This is a genomic window from Lacticaseibacillus thailandensis DSM 22698 = JCM 13996, from assembly GCF_001312865.1.
Taxonomy (GTDB): Bacteria; Bacillota; Bacilli; order Lactobacillales; family Lactobacillaceae; genus Lacticaseibacillus; species Lacticaseibacillus thailandensis.
Map to the genome: position 1 here is coordinate 128,890 of NZ_BBER01000004.1, position 21,040 is coordinate 149,929.

The window sequence follows — 21,040 nt, forward strand, 5'->3', positions numbered from 1 at the left end:
TTGACGCCGACGGGCAAGGACGGTTATACTGTGGTCAATTTAAGACTTTAAATTGGTCCCGTGAGGCCAGCAAGTGATAATTTCGGTATGGGCGCCGTCTATCTTGGCGCGTCCGCACACCTCACGGGGCAGTCTGTGAGGTGTTTTATTTTGTCCATCGTGAACCAAGCTGAACCACCGCTCATCATCGCACTAGACTTCCCCACCCCTGACGACGCCCTCGCCTTCGTACAGCGTTTCGACCACCCGGAAGAACTGTTTTGCAAAGTCGGTATGGAACTCTACTACCAGGGCGGTCCCGCCGTTGTCCGGCAACTCCAAGCACTGGGCGTCCGGGTCTTCCTGGACCTCAAGTTGCATGACATCCCCAACACCGTCGAACGTGCCGCCCGCATCATTGGTGGCTTAGGCGTGGCCCTCACTACCGTTCACGCTCAAGGTGGCCGCAAAATGATGGCCGCTGCTGTGCGTGGGGTCCGCGCCGGAGCGGCGGATGCTGGCGTGCAGCCAGCCAAGGTGCTCGCCATCACGCAACTAACGTCAACTAGCCCGGCAGCGCTCCGGATGAACAGCAAGTCGCCGTCCCGTTACCCGACTCCGTCAACCACCTCGCACAACTTGCGGCAACCAGTGGTCTGGATGGTGTCGTGTCGAGCGCGGCGGAGGTAGCTGGCATGCGGCCGCACCTCCCGGACGACTTTCTCTTCATCACCCCAGGAATTCGACTCGCGGACGCCCATGTTGACGACCAAGTCCGCGTCATGACGCCTGACGCCGCACGCCGCGCTGGAAGTTCCGGCATCGTCGTTGGGCGCCCAATTACACAGGCTACTGATCCCGTGGCGGCCTACCAGCACATCAAATCACTTTGGGAGGAACCAATTCATGAATAACGACATTGCGAACCTAGTGGCGAGTGACTTGTTGGATATCAACGCCGTCACTATCCGCACTGACCCACCGTTCACGTGGGCCAGCGGCATCAAGGCCCCCATCTACACCGACAACCGTCTTACCATCGCCTACCCGCGTATCCGTGAGCAAATTGCCGCGGCGTTAACGCGGACAATTGCCGAACGGTACCCGGACGCCACGGTTATTGGTGGGGTTGCCACCGCCGGCATTCCTCACGCCACGCTGGTTGCCGCTAACCTCAACTTGCCGTTGATCTACGTACGTGCGCACCCCAAGGACCACGGCCAGGGGAAACAAACTGAGGGCAAGCTAGCAGCAACAGACAAAGTCGTGTTGATCGACGACCTCATTTCGACTGGGGGCAGCGTGCTTAACGCCGCCAAAGCTGTCCAGGCAACCGGCGCAACCGTGCTGGGTATCTGCGCAATTTTCAGTTACCAACTGCCGGACGCCGCCCGCAACTTTGCCGCGGCCGGACTAACGCTGACCAGCATCACCGACTATGACCACCTGATTGCAGCCGCCGTTGCCCACGGCCACCTGCCCGCTAACGAACTGGATAACGTCCGGCAATGGCGGCAGGATCCTTGGCAGTGGACCAACAAGTCTTAATCAATATATAGTAGAAACGCGCCCCGGTGACCAATCAGGGCGCGTTTTATGTACTACAACTACAATTGCAACCACCAAACTAACTTCTTACACCCAAAGCGTTTTCATTATTGCCAGAACAATCTACAATGATGTTATACGGACACCGACCGTAACCGGAATTAAGGAGGCGTTATTATGAGCATTACGGATGAATTTATCGCGGCCATCACCGCCGATGTGGCGCTACAACTGGACGCCATTACGCAGTTGGGCCAGCAAGTCGCTCACCGTGTCGTCGCACGGCAACAGCAAGAAGGTACCACTGAGCAGGACATTGACGTCACGTTGACCGGGCTCACCATTACTTTGCACCCCACACCGAATATTGACGCGTTTATGGCCGACCACCCATTTGTACAGTTGGCGGCCCAACCTGGCATTCAGGGTAACGACCATGAGCAAACGCTCACCGTCGAGACCGCCAAGTTTGGGGTCATCGAACTGCGGCGGGCTGCCGACCAAGTACCGTGCGGGTCGAGTTCCACAGCCTCAGCCCCCACATGTGGCAGCGGGTCAGCCACAACATGGTCTGGGAAGCACGCCTCACCGTGCCGGTGCATGAAATAACGGACGGTGATAACAACCTCATTGCCACGGTCTTCCCACCGAATCAGCACCCCCACTTCATTGACTAATGGGTACCCCAAGGAGGTGACACCATGGCCACCATGCTGGACTATCTGGCCCACGCGCGGACTGAATCCCCCAAGGCTATTCCACTCAATCCCATCGAAGTAGCGGCGCTGGCCCAATTGGCGTACCTCAATCTTGATGAGTGGCAGTACCAGACTTTGCCCAACCTGGACACACTGGCAACTTTGCCCGCCCTCAACGACCTGGTCGCTGGTACCTGGAATGAAGAGGGTAACCGACAACTAGTGCAACATTTAGGCCAGGCTCCGCGCTTCCGCGACGCCCACATCCTCAACTACTTGAATCGGCAAGACCCAGATCAGGAGCAACAGTTTTCGGTCATGACGTTGCAACTGGCACCGCAACGCTACTACATTGCCTTTCGGGGCACACGCGCCAACTTTGTGGACTGGAAGGAAGACTTTAACATGACCTACATGGACGCCACGCCCTCGCAGGTTGACGCCGCGCGTTACGTCCGCCACCAAATGGACCGCTACCCGGGTAGGTTCTACCTGGGTGGGCACTCAAAGGGCGGCAACTTAGCCACGTACGCTTACCTACACGCGGGTCCGACCACCCAACGACGAGTCATTGCCGTGTACAACCTGGATGGCCCGGGTCTGGGCGCACCACTACCAGCTAGCGCCAACGGTATCGTGCATAAGTTGGTGCCCCAAAATTCGGTGATCGGCATGATCATGGAACGCACCCATAACTTCCAGGTGGTACAAAGTACGGCGCACGGGCCGCGTCAACACGACCCGTTCACGTGGGCGGTCAGGGACAACGACTTTGTCTACCTCCCCACCACCAGCGCCCTATCACAGCACGCCCAACGCACCATCAACCTATGGTCGACAGCATGGATGACGCCACCAAAGCCGCGGCCCTCAACGCGGCGTACCGCATCATCCAACAGACTGAAGTGTCGACCCTCACGGAGCTCCGCCGCAACTTTCCCCAAAGCGCCAAGTTGATCGTCCAAGCGTTGCACCAAACCGACGCGGCAACCTATAACGAGTGGCGGGCGGTCATGCAACAACTGATTGGCGCGTTATTGGCATCACGAAACCATTGATTACCATACGCAAAGGAGGCTCCACATGGAATACTTAAAGTTACTGGGGATCGTCATCATTGTGGTTGGCTTTGCCCTCAAGTGGGACACCACCGCGGTCGTCGTCATCGCCGCACTGGCCACCGGGTTATTTGCCGGCATGTCGGTGCCCGACTTGTTGCACACCCTGGTCAAAGCTTTCTGGACAACCGCATGGTCTCGCTCTTCTTCCTCACCCTGCCAATGATTGGTCTGGTCGAAAGCCACGGACTCAAACAGGTGGCGGTCGCCGCCATTCAAAAGCTGAAGCGATTGACCCCCGGCCGCATCCTCAACTTATACGTCATCATTCGCGCCCTGGCCAACGTCTTTGGCATTAGCCTCTCTGGCCAAGTGCAGTTCGTGCGGCCCCTGATTCAACCGATGGTGCAAGCCGCAGCAGAACAGCACCACCACCTGACTCCCGCCGAAGTGGATTTGACCAAGGGACGGAGTGCCGCGGTCGACAACCTCGGTAACTTCTTTGCCCAAAACCTCTTCGTAGCCTCCGGTGGGGTGTTGTTGATCGCCAGCACCATGAAGTCACTCGGCAAACCAGTCAGCGCCATGAGCATCGTCATCGCCAGCATTCCGGTCGCTATCACCATGCTGGTGGTAACCATCATCTACAACACGCTATTTGACCGACGCTTTCGGGCCAACAATGATCAGGGGGGCAAACACTAATGATGAATAACTTACTCATTGCACTTTACGCCCTCATTGGGGCCATGATGGCGCTAGCCGCCATTGAATCCTTCCGCGACCGCGAGAATCCGGCACGATACGGGACCGGTATTTTCTGGACCTTTCTGGCGGTCATCTTTGCCTTTGGCGACTTCATCCCCGCCACCGTGGTGGGGGCCATGCTGATCATTATCGGGGTGCTCGCCCTGGCTAGGCAGATCAAGGTTGGGCACCTGCCAGCCGTGAACGTTAAGACCGCTACCAACGCGGCGCACCAGCTAGGCGGTTGGATCTTTCTGCCAGCATCGTCCTGGCCGTCGTCTCCATCGCCATCGCGCAGTTTACCAGTTTGGGCGGCCAAATCGGTATTGGGATTGGTGCCTTGGTCTCCCTGATTGTCGCCGTCATCCTGACCCGTACTTCTGGTAAGCAAGTCTACCGGGACACCCAGCGGATGGTCCGCTCAGTCGGTGCCCCCGGGGTACTGCCCCAGTTGCTGGCAACCCTCGGCGCGGTGTTTACCGCCGCGGGCGTGGGCACGTTGACGGCCAAGCTGATTGCCGGCGTTTTCCCAGCTGGTAATCAGTTCGGTGGCGTAGTCCTCTACTGTGTTGCCATGGCACTGTTCACCGCCATCATGGGTAACGCCTTTGCCGCCTTTGCGGTCATCACCGCTGCCATTGGGGTGCCGTTTGTCATCGCTCAGGGTGGCAACATCGCCGTGGTCGCGGCGATGGGGATGACTTCTGGGTACTGCGGCACCCTGCTGACCCCAATGGCGGCCAACTTCAACTCGCTGCCGGTTGCACTAATGAAAATGGACGACGAAATGGGCGTCATTCGTCAGCAGGTACCCGTCGCGATTATCCTGCTGGTCCTACAAATTGGCTTAATGTACTTATTGGCATTTTAATTTACACCACACTACGGAGGTATTATGATGAAAATTCTTGTGACTGGCTTTGACCCCTTTGGACCCGACAAAATTAATCCGGCAATTGAAGCGTGAAGCGGCTTCCTGACACCATTACAGGTGCGACCATCGTGCCGCTGGAAATCCCTACTATCTTTAACCGCTGTGCTGAGGTGGTGCACGATGCCATCGTACGCGAACAACCCGACTATGTGCTCAGCATTGGCCAGGCTGGGGGCCGCTTTGGCCTGACCCCCGAGCGTATCGCCATCAACCTGGATGATGGGCGCATAGCGGACAATGCGGGTTACCAACCCCTCAACCACACCATTCACGCGGACGGCGCCAACGCCTACTTTGCCCAATTACCTATCAAGGCCATGACCCGAGCGATTCGGGCGGCGGGCTTGCCCGCCAGCGTCTCCAATAGTGCCGGGACGTACGTCTGCAACCACATCATGTACCAGGTGCAGTACATGCGGGACAAAGAGTTCCCGCAAATCCAGGCCGGGTTCATGCACATCCCCTTCCTGCCGGATCAGGTCACTAACCGACCGAACACCCCGTCACTGAGTCTAGATGACGACGTACGGGGTATCACGGCGGCCATCACGGCCATCGTGGAACGTAACGGCCAGGGTGACATTGAAACCGTTGAGGGTGCGATTGCGTAAGGTTAAAGGAGAATAATTCGTGGAAACAAAGCATGGACGGCACTCGTTTTTCGACGGTGGTCTGCTTAGCCTGATTGGCTGGAGCATCCTCGGCACAATTGTTACGGTTTGCACCGGTGGTATTTGTTACCCCTGGTCGATTACCATGCGGTACGGTTGGCGCATTAACCACACCGTGATCGACGGCCACCGGATGCATTTTAACGGCTCGGCGGTCGGCTTGTTTGGCAACTGGATCAAGTGGTTGCTGCTATCTGTCATCACTCTGGGTATCTACGGCTTCTGGGTCCACATTAAGCTGCTAGACTGGAAGGCCCAGCATACCGAATTCATCAATTAGTTACGCCACAATAAAAGCGCGGAGCGAACATCTGGGTAAGTTCGCGCCGCGCTTTTGGTGCAGTAGCAGCAATGAATAGTCTATTGTCAGGACTACTTGTTGTGAGCCTGCATAACCGGGCTACCAACTTCGACCGCACCATCATTATATTGTGATAGCGTTGCCACAGCGTCCATGTTGGTAATGACCGTAATGACTGTCGTATCTTTACCCGCAGCCTGCACCTGCTTGAGGTCCATGGTACCCAACTGTTGGCCATGACTTACATGGTCACCTGGCTTGATGTTGAAGTTAAACGGTTTGCCGCCTAATTCAACTGTGTCAATACCCATGTGTACCAATAGCTCCAAGCCTGAATCTGTCTTGAGTGTAAATGCATGCTTTGTCTCAGTCAAACTGATGATCGTCCCATCTGCAGGAGCAACAATCGCTTCCATGTTAGGAACAATCGCAAACCCATCACCAAGCATCTTTTGAGCAAACGTGGCATCCTTCACTGCCGACATCTGTATTAGCTGTCCAGAAGCAGTAGCAACCAAGTTAGTATCCGCTCCAGCAACTGGTGTGGCATTCATAATTTGGTCAACATCAATGCTGGACGCATCGGTAGCGGATGCGACTGTAGCGCCACTGGCATTAATCAAGTTACCTTCAACGTCGTGCGCTAGCATCGCCGACTTTGGTACCCCAAAGAAGAAGGTTGCCAAGAAGCCACCAGCGTACGCTGCAAGGAGGCCAAATACGTAACCTAACCACTTGCCATTAGCAATCAGGGGAATTAGGGCCACACCCGAAGGACCAATGGAAGTAGCACCAATACCACCGATGGCACCAATCACAGCACCACCGATACCACCACCAACACAGGCCGTAATGAATGGCCGACCCAGTGGAAGTGATACACCGTAAATCAGGGGTTCACCAACACCGAGAACACCGACGGGCAACGCACCTTTAATCATTCCCGTCAGTTGCTTATTCTTGCGGCAACGAATCCACAGCGCAATTGCGGCACCAACCTGACCCGCACCGGCCATAGCCAGAATTGGTAACAGCGGCGTGTTGCCCAAACTCTTGATCATCTCGAGGTGAATTGGAGTCAAAATCTGGTGTAGTCCCAGCATAACCATTGGGAGGAAGAATAGTCCGAGCATGAAGCCGGCAAAAGCACCACCAACGTGCAGAATCCAATTAATCGAACCAACAAGGGAGCTGGAAACCCAACCAGCTGCGGGCATAACCAGAAAAATCGTAAAGCAACCGACAATCAGTAACGTTAGAAAGGGTGAGAAAATGATATCAACAGAATCTGGAATAACCTTGTGGAAGAATTTTTCTACGTATGACATTACCCAAACGGCAAAAAGTACCCCAATGATCCCACCAGAACCAGCAACCAATGCTGAACCAGTAAAGATGTTAGGCAAGGTAACCGGGGCAACCACTCCTGGAAGGTAAATCAAACCAGCAATGATACCGCCTAATCCTGGGGTTGCCTTGAATTCCTTCGCCGCATTAATCCCGACATAAATATTTAGGTAAGTAAACAAACCACTGTTGATAACTTTCAGCACAGTAATAAACGTAGTCCAATTGGTACCTAAATCACCAGCTGTCTGCATGTTAGCCAAAATGCCTGCAATACCAGAAATCAGCCAGCACCAACAAACGCCGGGATCAATGGAATGAAGATGGCACTAATATGTTTCAGCGCTTGCCGCCACCATGTCTGCTTCAACTGTGCCTTTTGTGCCGCATGTACTTCGGCTGCTTTCGCCTCTACAGCTGACTTCCCAGCCGCGTATGATTCGGAACTATTAGCATCGGGAAAAGGCTCACCCAAACCAACACCAACCTGATCAACCATCGCCTGGGCGACTTTGTTCACAACGCCAGGGCCCACAATAACCTGTAAGGTATCTTCCTGGGCAACTCCCAAAACGCCAGGCACTTTCTTGAGCCCGTCAACATCTACCTTACTATCATCACGCACCGTAATCCGTACCCGCGTCATACAGTGAATCAACTTTGCTACGTTTTGGGGACCACCTATATGTGCATATATGCCAGTTGCGATAGTCTGGTACTTATCTGCCATGATGTTTACCTCCTTATGTTAATTATCTGACACCTAATTTGTCTTAATACGACCAATAAACCCTTCAGCTTGCGCCAACCGTTCAGCTGCGGTAGCGCGATCGAGCCCGGTTAGCACCATAACAATGGCCAACTTAACATTCTCGCCGGCCTCCTTAAAGGCATTCGTTGCCACGTCCTGAGTACAGTCCGTGGCCTGCATAATGATGCGCTGGCTTCGTTCAATCAACTTGGCATTAGTTGGACGTACGTCAACCATTAAGTTGCCGTACACCTTGCCAATCTGCACCATGGCGCCAGTCGACAGCATATTCAGCACCATTTTCTGTGCTGTGCCCGCCTTCAACCGTGTTGAGCCAGTCAACACCTCCGGGCCCACGGGTACTTCAATATTAATTTGGGCATGGTCCGAAATTAAGGCCCCAGCGTTGCAAGCCAAGCTGATTGTTCCGGCGCCAGTCTCCGCAGCATAATCAAGGCCCCCCACAACGTATGGCGTCCGTCCCGAGGCGGCAATCCCTACTACAGTATCGACGTCAGCCAGACGCCGCTCCGCCAGGTCATCTGCAGCCAACTTCAGGTTATCTTCGGCACCTTCAACTGCAACGGTCATAGCCGACATACCACCTGCAATTAAGCCTTGTACCATGCTTGGTTCAGTACCGAAGGTAGGAACACATTCTGCTGCGTCCAAAACGCCTAGCCGACCACTCGTACCTGCGCCAATATAGAAAAGCCGACCACCTTGCTTAAAAGTTTGCGCAATACGCGCAATGGCTTGCTCAATTGCGGGCAGTGCGCGGTGCACACTATCCGCCACTGTCCGATCCTCAGCATTCATCGTTTCGGCAAATTCATGAATACTCATTTGATCTAAATACGTGGTACGTTCATTGCGACTTTCCGTGGTTAAACTTGCTAAATCCATCAGCCTTATTCCCCCCTACTTTACTACCTATCAAAGTGCTTCCCGGCAACGGACTGAACCAGCTGAATGGCCTGATGAGCACCAATCAGTGAAAGGCCAACCCAATCATCGCGAACCACGCGTCCAATCACATTCACCCTGGCATCAGCCGGTAAATCATGTTTGGTGATTTGAATTTCACCCCGGTAACGACCGTAACCATCATTATCAACGGTCAAACTACCCACAGGTCGCGCATGCGCAACCATATCCGGCTCAGTACCCACCAATTGACGCCGGCGTGCTTCTTGCAACCTCACAACATCACGGGCAACATCAGGACGGTTATGCCACTGGGTTTGGGCCAAAACTGTTGGTAAACCGACAACGTGAATGGTTAAGACCTGCTGAGTTACGTAGGCCTCTATGGTTGCCACGCTCGTTTCACTGATCATCTCATCACCAATAAAGACACCGTCAACACCCATTTGTTGTAACTCCACAAATGCCCATAAAGGTAACATACCGCGTTGGCCTTCCAGGGTGGGTAGGCCGGCAAAGACTGGACCACGCCGTTGGCCATCTCCAGCAATAAAGGCCATAACCTTCAGTCCCTGACTGTGTAGCCATGTATTTTTTTCGATTAAACCATTCAGTGTCCAGACCCGTTTCCGGCCGCGGATAGTAGTTATGCCAAGCCTCAATATGACTGAAATCCGCACCAGCTCGCCGTAATTCCTGTAAATTTTGGGCGCTTAACGTGCTGGCATTGAGCGCAATCATCATATACCGACTCATAGCCGCCACGGACTTCATCCCAATACCATCATCGACACGTAAACCTGTTAGTCCCGATGCCAGTACAGTATCGACATCATCCGTACACCAGCCTAATTGCTCAAAGCCTGTATCCGAAATATCGGCAATAACGGTGAGACCTTCCTCTTTACACCAACCAGTCAGTTGTTGTAATCGAGGCACCAGGCTGCTGGCATCATCCTCCGGAATATGTAACGAGGTAAAGACAGTACTAAAGCCACTTTGCGCCATTCGATGAATGTATTGCCGCGTCTCAAGATTAAGTTTATGACTCAGGTAAACTGCAAAACCAATCAATTGTTAGTCACCTCCAGTTCAACGTTAAATAAAAAGCCATTAGGAACGGATGTAAGCCCTTTCCTAACGACCTAAGTGTATCATGTGTAAAATTTAATTTCAACGTTTTATCATATTGGTGAAATACAATTTCCGAAATAATTGGATAACTTGTCCGTGAACGATGCTAATTATGCGTACTGTTCATAAACCGCCGCTTGTATTCTGCCAATAACGACCGTGAGTCCAAGATACGACGCTTACTGTTTTGATAATGCTTGCTAACGTATGCATAGTAAATAGTATCAATCAACATAAACTGCGCGTGCAAAGATTGCGTAGCTGCAAACCGCACCGTAGCCTCCGCCGGCTGAGAGGTCTGCACCAGAATATCAACATTGCGTGCCAGCGAGTTTTCCCCTAAACGTGTGAGCCCCACAGTAATGACAGCGTGTTGTCGGGCCATACGGGCGCCCATCACGGCTTCGGGGGATTCTCCGGAATTTGAAATAAACCAAAAGAGGATTTTTTTTATTACTGTCGACTACTGATGGTAACAATTGGTTCAAATCATCACTAGCAATAACGTTACAACCAATGCGGGACCATTTTTGAGCAATATTTTGCGCCACCAAGTATGAAGCCCCTACCCTAAAGCACAAAATTATATCAGCTTGTTCTAGCTGCTTAACTAGATTGTTAATGGTGTCCTCATGGACTTGGTCAATGGTTTCGTGGAGCGAACGTTCGGCATTTTTCAATAATTTGGTAGTAATACTGTGCAGGCTTTCATCGGCGCGAATTTCTTCGTCACCATCAAACTCATCAGTACCTGCACCTTGATCAGCACTCAACTGTACTTTAAGTTGCGTATACGTTTTAAAACCTAAATGCTTAACGAGCCGACTGACGGTGGGTGCACTTGTTCCCGCTGCCTGCGCCAACTGCTGACCGTTCATCAACAAAACGTTCTCTGGAAACTGAAGAATGTATTCTGCCACCTTGTGTTCGGCGACACTGAGTTCATCCCCCATGCTTGCAATAGTCCCCTTAACCGTCATCTCAAACCTCCGTTACGTTAGGCGCCAATCCGCTGCAATTCCTTTGCCAGCGCCGTCACGTCATCCTCCGTGGTCGCCCAGCTTGTGGCCAGCCGGATCACCGTGTGGTCATCGTCATACTTGCCCCAAACGCTAAAGCGCACGTTTTGGGCTAGTTGGGCTTGTTGGCTAGTGCTGACAACTGGAAACTGCTGGTTAGTTGGTGATTCAATGAACCGCGGAATACCATTAGCCACTAGCGCACGGCGCAGGTTGTCCGCCATCCGCAGTGCGTGTTTGCCGAGTTGTTCATATAATCCGTCCGTGAATAACACACCAAACTGTACGCCGAGCAACCGCCCCTTAGCCACCAGCGCCCCGTGCTGCTTGATACGGTTGACCAGATGGGCCGGAACGCCATCAGGTCTCGTGAAGACCAACGCTTCACCGGCCAGCGCACCACACTTAGTGCCACCAATGTAGAAGGCATCACACAGCTGCGCCAGGAGGGGCAAAGTCACATCGTTGGACGCGGCCAGACCGTACGCTAAGCGCGCGCCGTCAATATACAGACGCAGATCATGTTGCCGGCACACCGTTGCAATCGCCCGCAGTTCGTCAGCCGTGTACAGGGTGCCGTACTCCGTTGGGAACGTCAGGTACACCATCCCCGGCTGCACCATGTGCTCATGGCTCCCGTCGGAAATCCACGCGGTCAAAAATTGCTCAATCGTGGCGGCGTCAATTTTGCCTAACTTGCTGGGTTGCGGCAGTACTTTGTGCCCCGTTAACTCGATTGCCCCCGCCTCATGGGTGTTGATGTGTGCCGTGTCGGGTGCAATCACCCCTTCGTACGGCTGTAACAACAGGTCCAACGCCAGCGCGTTCGTCTGTGTGCCCCCAGTGATGAACTTTACGGTAGCGTCCGGACAAGCCATCGCCGTGCGGATCTTGTCCGCAGCGGCCTGGCTGTATCGGTCCTCCCCATAACCCGGTAAGTGTTCCATGTTACTATCAATGAGCGCCTGCAAGACTGCCGGGGCCGCGCCCTCGGCGTAATCATTTTCAAAATAAAGCATGTTGATTCCTCCACCAATCCGTAATATGTATATGATTAATGTCATTCTACCGCAACCGGATACAAAACCGGAACCACTACCCGCAAAAGTGGTGGCCAGACCCAAATAAACGGCACCGTCACCAGACGTTGCCGTTTATTGTAGTTCAAGCCTGTTTACTTTTGTCGCTATTTGTTAGAACTTGTCTTCCCGGTCGCTCGATTGCAACTCGACAATTTTGCCAGTTTTGAGGTAGACGATCCACTCACAAATGTTCGTCACGTAATCCCCGATTCGTTCTAGGTATGACGCCACTAACATGTAGTCCATTCCGCCCACAACGGTTTCCGCATCAGCCTGCATCTGCTTGATACATTCCTGGTAGATCTTGTAGGAAAAGTCGTTAATTCCGTGATCTTGGCCGGCAATCCAACGCGCCCGATGCTCGTCCTCCTTGACGTAAGCATCGAGGACTTCAGCCACCATTTCTTTGACCGCGTCCGCCATCGCCGCCAGCATTTCCTCGATCGCCGGGACCCGGGTATTACCCTTCACGCGAATGGTCGACTTGGCAATGGACACCGCATGGTCGCCCATCCGCTCCAAGTCGTTGACCGCCTTCATCACGGTGACCACCATCCGCAGTTCACTGGCAACAGGTTGCTGGAGGGCAATCATCTCAAAGCTGCGTTTTTCCAGGTCACTTCCCGCTCGTTAATGTGGTTATCATCGGCAATCACCTGCCGCGCCATGTCCTTATCGTGGTTGATGAACGCCCGCACCGATTTGGAGATGGCTTCGTTGACCATCATCCCCATTTCTGAAAACCGCACGTGCAGTTCGTTGAGCTCGTCGGTAAATTCCTCACGCATTAATTTAATCCCCCGTATTTAACCAAAACGACCAGAAATGTAGTCTTCGGTTTCCTTGTGTTGTGGGTCCATAAAGATGCCCTTAGTGGGACCCACCTCAATGATGTTACCCTGCAAGAAGAACGCCGTGCGGTCCGAAATCCGCGAGGCCTGCTGCATATTGTGGGTCACGATAATGATTGTATACTGCTCCCGGAGTTCGAGCAACGTATCTTCGATTTGTGACGAAGAAATGGGGTCCAACGCACTCGTCGGCTCATCCAGCAAGATCACTTCGGGCTGGACGGCCAGCACCCGCGCCATAACGACCCGCTGCTGCTGACCCCCAGATAAGCCCAAGGCAGAGTCGTGGAGCTGATCCTTGACTTCATCCCAGATGGCCGCCTGCTTGAGGCTTTGCTCGCAGGCTTCGTCTAACATTGCCCGGTCACGGATCCCCGCCAACCGCAAGCCGTACACCACGTTGTCGTATATGCTGAACGGAAACGGGTTGGGCTGCTGGAACACCATGCCGACCCGCTTTCGTAACTGGACCACATCGGTGTTCGCGGCGTAAATATCCTCACCGTTCAAGCGGATATCCCCGGTCGTCCGGGCTCCGGGCACCAGGTCGTTCATCCGGTCCAGGGTCCGCAGATAGGTCGACTTACCACAGCCGCTGGGCCCGATAAGGGCGGTAATTTCGTGCTCGGGAAAATCGATGTCGACGCCCTTGATGGCTTCAAAGTCACCATAATAAATGTGGACGTCCCGGCTCGTAATAATATTCTTGTGGGTCATCAATTATCCTCCATCAACTCCCGCGGTCAACACTTAGCCAAAGTTGCCAGAAACGTAGTCATCCGTGGCCTGAATCTTCGGACGGGTGAAAATCTTGCGGGTTTCGTCAAACTCTAGGCACTGGCCGTTGTAGAAGAACGCCGTGTAGTCACTCACCCGCGCCGCTTGCTGCATGTTGTGCGTCACGATAATGATCGTCAGTTGCTCCGTCAACGCCTTCATGGTATCTTCTAGCGCCGCCGTGGAGATGGGATCCAGCGCGGAAGCCGGTTCATCCATCAACAGGATATCCGGCTTCATCGCAATGGCCCGAGCAATACAAAGCCGCTGCTGTTGCCCACCGGACAAAGCGAGGGCGCTTTGGTGCAACTTATCCTTCACTTGGTCCCACAACGCCGCTTGCTTGAGGGTCGTTTCGACGACCTGATCCAGTGTGGCTTTATCCCGCACCCCGAACCGCTTCAACGCAAAGGTGATGTTGTCATAGATCGACTTGGCGAACGGATTCGGTCGTTGAAACACCATGCCGATGTGTTTCCGCATTTCGTAGACGTCCACCGCGTCGCTATTAATGTCCACGCCGCGGTACATGATTTGCCCGGTCACCCGACTACCGTAAATGTTGTCGTTCATCCGGTTGATTGAACGCAGGTAGGTCGATTTGCCCGAACCACTCGGTCCAATCAGCGCGGTAATCTTATAGCGTTCAAACGGTAATGATACTCCGTGAATAGCTTCATGATCACCGTAAAAGACCCGCAAATCCTTGGTGGCAACCGCCACTTCGGTACTATCGGGTAGTGTGCGAATGAACCGGTCGTCTAGTGAATAGTTTGCCATGCGTACTCCTTTCCCGTTAAGCCGCCGTCATCTTGCGGTAAACAAAGTTACCAATACGTCGTGCCAGCAAGTTAAACAGTAACACCACGATGATCAACACCGCTGAGGCCCCAGCCGACACCGCGGTGGCGTCCGGCTGAATGCCCTCCGCGTTGATCTTCCAGATGTGGACCGCCAACGTTTCCGCAGGCCGCAACGGGCTCAACGGGCTCTGAATGTCAAACGGATTCCAGTCACCAAAGTTCAATGCGGGCGCGCTTTGCCCCGCCGTATAAATGAGCGCAGCCGCTTCACCAAACACCCGACCGGCCCCCAGGATCACCCCCGAAATAATGCCCGGTAAGGCTTCCGGAATCACCACGTGGATGACCGTTTCCCAACGCGAGATGCCCAGGGACAGTCCCGCTTCTCGCTGGCTAAACGGCACCTGCTCGAGGGAATCCTCAATGCTACGGGTGAGTAACGGCAGGTTGAACATGGTGAGCGCCAACGCACCACTGATGATGGAAAAGCCAAACTTAAACTGAATGACGAAGAGCAAAAAGCCAAAGAGACCAACCACCACGGAGGGTAAACTGCTCAAAATTTCAATGGCGGTGCGCACCACGTCGACCAACCACCCTTTGCCCGCGTATTCGGACAGGAAAATGCCGGCCCCCAAGGAGATGGGCAGTGAGATCAGCATCGCCAGTAACAACAGGTAAAAGGAGTTGAAGAGCTGCACGCCAATGCCACCACCCGCCTGGAAGCTTTGGCCGGACTGGTCAGAAAGTGCCACGACACGTGCGGTAATCCCCGCACCAGGATGTACCCCAACAGGCTCGCCAGGATCAGCACGATGATGCCCGCAATGATGTCGATCACGACCGTAGCAATTTTATCCACACGTTTTGCGTTCATTTCAGGGCCCCCCGTCCGCCGATCCAACGAATTACCAGGTTAAAGACTAACGACATTAACAGTAAGACCAGGGCCAACGACCAGAGCGCGTTGTTTTCCAAACTGCCCATGACCGTGTTCCCAATACCACTGGTCAACACCGAAGTCAGCGTGCTGGCTGGGCTGATCAGGTTCTTCGGCAACATTGCGGCGTTCCCAATCACCATCTGCACCGCTAAGGCTTCACCAAACGCCCGGGCCATGCCGAAGACGATCCCGGTCAGGATTCCCGGCACCGCCGCCCGGAGCACTACGCGTGACGTGGTCTGCCACCGGGTGGCGCCCAGCGCTGCCGACGCGGACCGGTAGTAACTCGGCACCGCGTGAATGGCATCCACGGTCATCGAAGTCACAGTCGGCAAAATCATGACGAATAACACAAACGTCCCGGCCAGGATCCCGAACCCGGTGCCACCAAAGACGTTCCGAATGGCCGGTACGACCACGCTCAAACCAATAAAGCCGTACACAACCGACGGAATGCCCACCAATAAATCGATGACCGGCTGGAGAATCTTCGCCCCCCAGTTGGACGCAATTTCGGTCATGAACAGCGCCGCCCCAATGGCAAAGGGGGTCGCAACCACGGCCGCCAGGAACGTCACGCTGAAACTGCCGACGATCATCGGCAACGCCCCTACTTCTGGTTTACCGTGGGGCCCAATCGTGCTTGGCGACCAACTCTTCTTGCTCAAAAACTCCCAGACGTTCACCCCGTTATGGTAGAACGTCGCTAACCCTTTGGAAGCTACAAAGTAAAAGATGGCGATCACCACCAGCACGATCAGGGCGATGCAGGCAAAACTGATGGCCCGCCCCCGCTGTTCAATTTTGGCCGCCCGCGACTTGCGCAACATAGCGGCACGAATTTGATCTTCTTGCATGCTTTCCTCCTACTGCCGCGTCACGCGACCCTGAGCATTGCGCTCAACCTGCATGTCATTGATGGGGATGTAACCCATTCGTTTGACCAGCGTCCGCTGTACCTGCGGGCTAAGAATATACTGGATAAACCGTTTGGTCAGGCCCGTCGCCGGACCCCGCGTGTACATGTGCTCATACGCCCAGATATGCCACCGATTGGTATGCACGTTGTGCTCCGTGGGCGCCACACCATCGACTTTGACCGTGCGGATGTCCTTATTGACGTACGAGAACGCCATGTAGGAAATTGCCCCGGGAGTACTGGCCACGATTTGGCGCACCATCCCGGTGGAGTCCTGTTCCTGAGCGGTCATCGTGGGGACGTCGCCCATGACCCACCGTTCAAAGGTGGCGCGGGTGCCGGACCCCTGCGCCCGGTTTACGAGCACCACGGGTAGGTTGGGGCCGCCAACTTGTCGCCAGTTGGTGATCTTGCCCGCAAAGATGTTGCGCAACTGCGCCGTCGTTAAATTCGTTACACCCACCTTTTTGTTGACCACCGGAGTAATGCCGACCACCGCAACTTTGTGGTCCACTAGCTTGTGGCTATCGATGCCCTTCTTTTCACTCGCAAAGAGGTCCGAGTTACCGATTGACACGGCACCCTGTTGGATCTGGGATAAGCCCGTCCCGGAACCACCGCCCTGGACGTTCACAAACACCCCATAATGGTCGCTCGCGTACTGCTCACCCGCCGCTTCCACTAGTGGTTGTAAGGCAGAACTACCTACCACGGTGATTGACTCGCCGCTCCCGCTAGTAGAGCACGCGGTCAGCCCGACCAGCATAAGTATTAAAACTGTGAACAAGCCCAGCTTTTTCACGGTGCTACCTCCACGATTTCTGTCTACGCTAAGTGTACTGGGTACAAGTAAATTACGTAGTCACCTTAGTGTAATGGTTGTGTAAATAGTCGCGTTTCCGAGGATCACAACTAAAAAAAGCTGGCGGCGTGTCACCACCAGCTTCGTTTTGAAGTACTAGTTATCCTGATTGTGTTCACTGGCCACCGCGTTCGGCAGCGCCACGGTAAAGGTACTCCCTACGCCGAGCTGACTGGCCAGGTGGATCGAACCCCCGAGGTCCGCCACTAGTTCGGAAACAATTGCCAGACCCAGCCCGGTCCCACCGCTATTGCGGGAACGGGCCTTGTCGACCCGGTAGAATCGTTCAAAGACGCGTTGTTGCTCATCATCGGCGATTCCCACCCCGGTATCGGAAACTTGGAGGCGGATTCCACCATTAGTGCGCACGCCAACGATGGAGACAGTCCCGCCCTCTTTGTTATAGAAGACGGCGTTGTTGACCAGATTGCGCACAATCTGACTGAGCTTACGCCGGTTGGTATCGAGTGACAAGTCCGCATCTAACTCCACGTTGACGTGTAGCTTCCGGTCCTTGAGTGGTTGCTGGATACTGTTCAGCGCGTTTTGCACTAACGGCGCCACCGGTACTTTTTCGATGTGGTCGTTACTGGACCCTACCCGGGAAAGGGCTAGCGTGTCCTGAATCAGTTGGGTCAACCGCTGCGACTCGGTTTGAATGATGTGGAGAAACTTATCCAGCGCTTCCGGGTCATCTTTGGCCCCCGCCAGCAGGGTTTCTGCAAAGCCAGTGATGGCGGTGACGGGTGTCTTCAATTCATGACTCACGTTTTGCACAAAGTCGGACTGCATTTTTTTCTACCTGGCGCATAAAGGTGACGTCATACAAAATGACCAGCACCTGAATCTCGTCCGGTCCCTTGCGGATGGCAACCGTGGTGGCGTCCACGTCGACCGTATCGTCCTGCAACTGTAACTCCTGGTGCCGACTCTGCGCGTCACGGGCGGTGTGTTCAATCATGTGGCTCAGCGCAAAGGTCTGAATGTCATCCACGTACGGGTGCCGGTCACGACTGATTTCGTGACCCAACAGGGTGGCCATCGCGGTGTTCACGATGGTAACCTGGCGCTGCCCGTTAATAAGCATGACCCCTTGCGGAAGGTGGTCAACTAACTGCACAAAGCGTTCGGACCGCACCGTCAACTTGCGCCGCCAATGGGTAACGTCACCTTCCAAACCCTGAATCTGGTAAGCCAACGGGTAAACCCGGGAACTCGGCGGCACCAATAAGGGGTGTGCCTGGTGGTCGTAGCGCACGCGGTGAATGTTATCCGCTAGGGCCCTGATCTCTGCCTGCAGGTGCCGGTCATCCCGGGCACTCCATAGCAGCAAGATCAGCACCAGTACCCAGTAAATGACGGCGTACACAATTCCCTCGGTGCGCCCGACCGTACCGACATTCCACGACCGACCGACAAAGCCCCAATCGCCCAGCGAGTCTGACACGATGTAAACGAACTGGCGCTTACCCTTGAGATGGATGTACACGTGGCCCTGATTATTCAGGTCATCCCCGCTCCGAATCCGGTCCCGCACCACCGCAGCAATGTGCGAGTGTCCATCCAAATTCACTTCGCTGATTCGCCCCAGACGCTGTTCCCGGTAGCCACCGGACCGCGCCACCATGGCCAATTGCTGGTAGGTATCGTACTGTTTGCGGGCTAAAATCGTATTTTGTAAGCAAATGAGGGCAAAAAAAGCCCGCTATCGCTAGCAGGGCTATTACCATTAATCGCCGGCATGCATGTTTAAGCATTAGGATCCTCCAACTGGTAGCCGAATCCGCGCACGGTCTGTAAATATTCCGCGTGCTTAGGGTCACGCTCAATCTTTTCGCGCAGGTGGCTGACCTGAATATCAACCATCCGCGTCTCACCAGGGTAATCGTACCCCCAGACGCCATTGAGCAACACATCACGGGACAAAACCTTCCCGTGGTGCGTGGCAAAGTACTGGAGCAACTCAAACTCTTTCGGGGTCAGGTGGAGCCGTTCGCCACGCATGGTGGCGCGGTGGTTCAACGGTTCGATGGTCAATTCCCCGACCTTGAGCACTTTGGCGCCTTCGTCCTTGGTGTTGCCGACCCGGCGCTCAATGGCTTTGATGCGGGCAATAATTTCCCGCGGTGAGAACGGCTTGGTGACGTAGTCATCCGCCCCCAGCTCCAGCCCGATGATCTTATCAGCCTCGGAATCCTTCGCCGTCAGAATCATGATGGGCGTCGTCACATCGGCTTTGCGCAACTCCTTGGTTACGTCAATGCCGTCCATGCCGGGTAACATCAGGTCCAAAATAATGAAGTCAAAGTCATTGTTCAACGCCAAGGCCACGGCATCCTGCCCGTCACCGGTGGCGGTCACCGAATAGTGCTCAGCTTCCAAATTATACTTCAGCAACGTCACAATTGCTGGTTCATCGTCCACTACCAGAATCTTCTTCATTGATCAATCCTCCGGAAAAGTGATTATCCCCAAAAGGTGCGGCGTCCCCGTGTAAATTGCGGTTTCAACCAACCGAAACTCACCTGCAGTGTCCTGGACCCGTAACCGACAGAAGGTACCCAGATGCTGCGAAGCGTTATACAAGACCGCGGTGTCCGTTACGTCAACCCCATTGCACTGCCAAACAACATCCCCCGGCGCTAACCCCATGCGGGCCGCTGGAGTGTCAGCAACTACGCCGACCACGCGGACCCCCGGGTGAACCAACGTCACCTGGGGCTGCGACCGTCGTATACACCACAATAATACCATTGCAACGACGCATACGTCCGCGTAGCCCAGCAAAGCGGATACCGCTGGCAGTAAATGCCACTGCACACCACCGGCAGTCAAGACCGCGAACAGGCCCACCAGGCCCTCAACCCAGGCAGTCCGCTTGAGGGCTGGTCGCGATTGAGCACTCTGGTGTGTAAAGGCAAAGCCCAAAAATAGGGGTAATGCCAGCAAGCTAAAATGCGCCTGACCCAAAGCAAAGTTTAGGTGCGTCCACCAAGGTAATGCGGGTAACCAGTGCCCCGAAACGGGTAGCAAAACGGGTAACCACAACAGTTGCCGCACCCGGTAACGGGCCCAAGTATGGCCACCACGCGTCACCACCCGCGGTGACGACACGGGGCGGTGACCACGAATGGCAGTCCGCGCATTCACTAACAACGCACACCCCGTCAGTAATAGAAAAACCGGTGCCCAGTGGCCAACTGAACCGCCCGCTAATCCGACCGCGCGCCCTACTGCTGAGGGTATGATCCAAGCAATCGCGCCCGCGAGGCCCAGGTACAGCGGCGTAAAACCAGGCATGAACAACGCCGCCAATAGCGCTAGCAGTCCCAGGACGGCCGCAACCCCTATTGGTAACGTCACACCTAATGCCAGCATCAACACACTCAGCATTATGCCCGGCAAGAGAGTTGCTAACCAGTAGTAGCCTTCCTCGAGGAGGTTACGCGTGACCGCTAACCGTACAGCCGCCCGCTCGTGCCGGAGCCGCCGCCCCGCCTGAATGCGTACAACGAGGGCCACCACGATGGTGCTCACCAGAAAAAAATAGGTTTAACTGCTCAACTCCCACAATCATGGCACCTCCACTTGTTTACTGTCAGTATACCAAACAACCCGGTCCCTCTGCGCACCTGGTGACCACGATTTTATGGTCGGCACGATGCACCGACGCTACGTGCCAGCGTTGA

General features: G+C 54.5%; 18 protein-coding genes and 7 pseudogenes. 8 read left to right on the forward strand and 17 right to left on the reverse strand.

What is annotated here, in order from left to right; all coding sequences use genetic code 11:
* The first annotated feature begins 159 nt into the window (after positions 1–159).
* The 8 genes and pseudogenes from pyrF to JCM13996_RS07135 all read left to right on the forward strand — a co-directional run bounded on the left by pyrF (position 160) and on the right by JCM13996_RS07135 (position 5,915).
* Positions 160–893: pseudogene (gene pyrF / locus JCM13996_RS07100) on the forward strand (orotidine-5'-phosphate decarboxylase).
* A complete protein-coding gene (gene pyrE / locus JCM13996_RS07105; RefSeq protein WP_054750600.1) occupies positions 886–1,527 on the forward strand; it encodes an orotate phosphoribosyltransferase in 642 nt (213 codons plus the stop codon). The pseudogene pyrF and the gene pyrE overlap by 8 nt, the downstream one beginning before the upstream one ends.
* A gap of 177 nt (positions 1,528–1,704) precedes the next feature.
* Complete coding sequence (locus tag JCM13996_RS07110) at positions 1,705–2,136, forward strand: hypothetical protein (protein ID WP_054750601.1); 432 nt, start codon at positions 1,705–1,707, stop codon at positions 2,134–2,136.
* A 92-nt stretch (positions 2,137–2,228) separates the two neighbouring features.
* Positions 2,229–3,182, forward strand: coding sequence for an Mbeg1-like protein (locus JCM13996_RS07115; RefSeq protein WP_054750602.1), 954 nt, complete (start codon positions 2,229–2,231; stop codon positions 3,180–3,182).
* A 126-nt stretch (positions 3,183–3,308) separates the two neighbouring features.
* Positions 3,309–3,988: pseudogene (locus JCM13996_RS07120) on the forward strand (DUF969 domain-containing protein).
* A pseudogene (locus JCM13996_RS07125) lies at positions 3,988–4,901 on the forward strand (DUF979 domain-containing protein). Before JCM13996_RS07120 ends, JCM13996_RS07125 begins: the two co-directional pseudogenes overlap by 1 nt.
* A 27-nt stretch (positions 4,902–4,928) precedes the next feature.
* Positions 4,929–5,575 (forward strand): annotated as a pseudogene (gene pcp / locus JCM13996_RS07130) (pyroglutamyl-peptidase I).
* Positions 5,576–5,594: 19 nt separating this feature from the next.
* Positions 5,595–5,915, forward strand: a complete 321-nt coding sequence (locus JCM13996_RS07135; RefSeq protein WP_054750603.1) for a DUF898 family protein — start codon at positions 5,595–5,597, stop codon at positions 5,913–5,915.
* Between the two features lie 92 nt (positions 5,916–6,007).
* Here the strand turns inward: JCM13996_RS07135 and JCM13996_RS07140 are convergent.
* The 17 genes and pseudogenes from JCM13996_RS07140 to JCM13996_RS07210 form a co-directional block, all read right to left on the reverse strand.
* Positions 6,008–8,016, reverse strand: a pseudogene (locus tag JCM13996_RS07140) (glucose PTS transporter subunit IIA).
* A 30-nt stretch (positions 8,017–8,046) separates the two neighbouring features.
* Entirely contained in the window at positions 8,047–8,940 is an 894-nt protein-coding gene (gene murQ, locus JCM13996_RS07145) for an N-acetylmuramic acid 6-phosphate etherase (RefSeq protein WP_054750604.1), read from the reverse strand.
* A gap of 23 nt (positions 8,941–8,963) precedes the next feature.
* The gene (locus tag JCM13996_RS11840; protein WP_263848894.1) at positions 8,964–9,512 is read right to left on the reverse strand and encodes a phospho-sugar glycosidase domain-containing protein; all 549 of its coding nucleotides are present in this window, start codon (positions 9,510–9,512) and stop codon (positions 8,964–8,966) included.
* Positions 9,397–10,035 carry a MupG family TIM beta-alpha barrel fold protein gene (locus tag JCM13996_RS11845; RefSeq protein WP_263848887.1) on the reverse strand — a complete coding sequence of 213 codons (639 nt, stop codon included), beginning with the start codon at positions 10,033–10,035 and terminating at the stop codon, positions 9,397–9,399. The genes JCM13996_RS11840 and JCM13996_RS11845 overlap by 116 nt, the downstream gene beginning before the upstream one ends.
* 166 nt (positions 10,036–10,201) lie before the next feature.
* Positions 10,202–10,492, reverse strand: a complete 291-nt coding sequence (locus JCM13996_RS11850; RefSeq protein ID WP_369395705.1) for a MurR/RpiR family transcriptional regulator — start codon at positions 10,490–10,492, stop codon at positions 10,202–10,204.
* Positions 10,407–11,075, reverse strand: coding sequence for a MurR/RpiR family transcriptional regulator (locus JCM13996_RS07155; RefSeq protein WP_225353519.1), 669 nt, complete (start codon positions 11,073–11,075; stop codon positions 10,407–10,409). The genes JCM13996_RS11850 and JCM13996_RS07155 overlap by 86 nt, the downstream gene beginning before the upstream one ends.
* A 17-nt stretch (positions 11,076–11,092) precedes the next feature.
* Complete coding sequence (locus JCM13996_RS07160; protein WP_054750605.1) at positions 11,093–12,133, reverse strand: threonine aldolase family protein; 1,041 nt, start codon at positions 12,131–12,133, stop codon at positions 11,093–11,095.
* Between the two features lie 174 nt (positions 12,134–12,307).
* Positions 12,308–12,984 (reverse strand): annotated as a pseudogene (phoU, locus tag JCM13996_RS07165) (phosphate signaling complex protein PhoU).
* Between the two features lie 18 nt (positions 12,985–13,002).
* Positions 13,003–13,764, reverse strand: coding sequence for a phosphate ABC transporter ATP-binding protein PstB (pstB, locus tag JCM13996_RS07170; protein ID WP_054750606.1), 762 nt, complete (start codon positions 13,762–13,764; stop codon positions 13,003–13,005).
* 33 nt (positions 13,765–13,797) lie between these two features.
* Positions 13,798–14,604 (reverse strand): phosphate ABC transporter ATP-binding protein PstB, encoded by an 807-nt coding sequence (pstB, locus tag JCM13996_RS07175; protein ID WP_054750607.1) that lies wholly within the window; start codon positions 14,602–14,604, stop codon positions 13,798–13,800.
* Positions 14,605–14,620: 16 nt separating this feature from the next.
* Positions 14,621–15,504: pseudogene (gene pstA, locus JCM13996_RS07180) on the reverse strand (phosphate ABC transporter permease PstA).
* Entirely contained in the window at positions 15,501–16,427 is a 927-nt protein-coding gene (gene pstC, locus JCM13996_RS07185) for a phosphate ABC transporter permease subunit PstC (protein WP_054750608.1), read from the reverse strand. Before pstC ends, pstA begins: the two are co-directional and overlap by 4 nt.
* 9 nt (positions 16,428–16,436) lie before the next feature.
* Positions 16,437–17,255 (reverse strand): phosphate ABC transporter substrate-binding protein PstS family protein, encoded by an 819-nt coding sequence (locus JCM13996_RS07190; RefSeq protein ID WP_156321911.1) that lies wholly within the window; start codon positions 17,253–17,255, stop codon positions 16,437–16,439.
* 192 nt (positions 17,256–17,447) lie between these two features.
* A complete protein-coding gene (locus JCM13996_RS07195) occupies positions 17,448–18,143 on the reverse strand; it encodes a sensor histidine kinase (protein ID WP_054750610.1) in 696 nt (231 codons plus the stop codon).
* Positions 18,109–18,978, reverse strand: coding sequence for a PAS domain-containing protein (locus tag JCM13996_RS07200; RefSeq protein WP_054750611.1), 870 nt, complete (start codon positions 18,976–18,978; stop codon positions 18,109–18,111). The genes JCM13996_RS07195 and JCM13996_RS07200 overlap by 35 nt, the downstream gene beginning before the upstream one ends.
* 122 nt (positions 18,979–19,100) lie before the next feature.
* The gene (locus tag JCM13996_RS07205; protein WP_054750612.1) at positions 19,101–19,793 is read right to left on the reverse strand and encodes a response regulator transcription factor; all 693 of its coding nucleotides are present in this window, start codon (positions 19,791–19,793) and stop codon (positions 19,101–19,103) included.
* A 3-nt stretch (positions 19,794–19,796) separates the two neighbouring features.
* Complete coding sequence (locus tag JCM13996_RS07210) at positions 19,797–20,876, reverse strand: PDZ domain-containing protein (RefSeq protein WP_054750613.1); 1,080 nt, start codon at positions 20,874–20,876, stop codon at positions 19,797–19,799.
* Positions 20,877–21,040 lie beyond the last annotated feature (164 nt).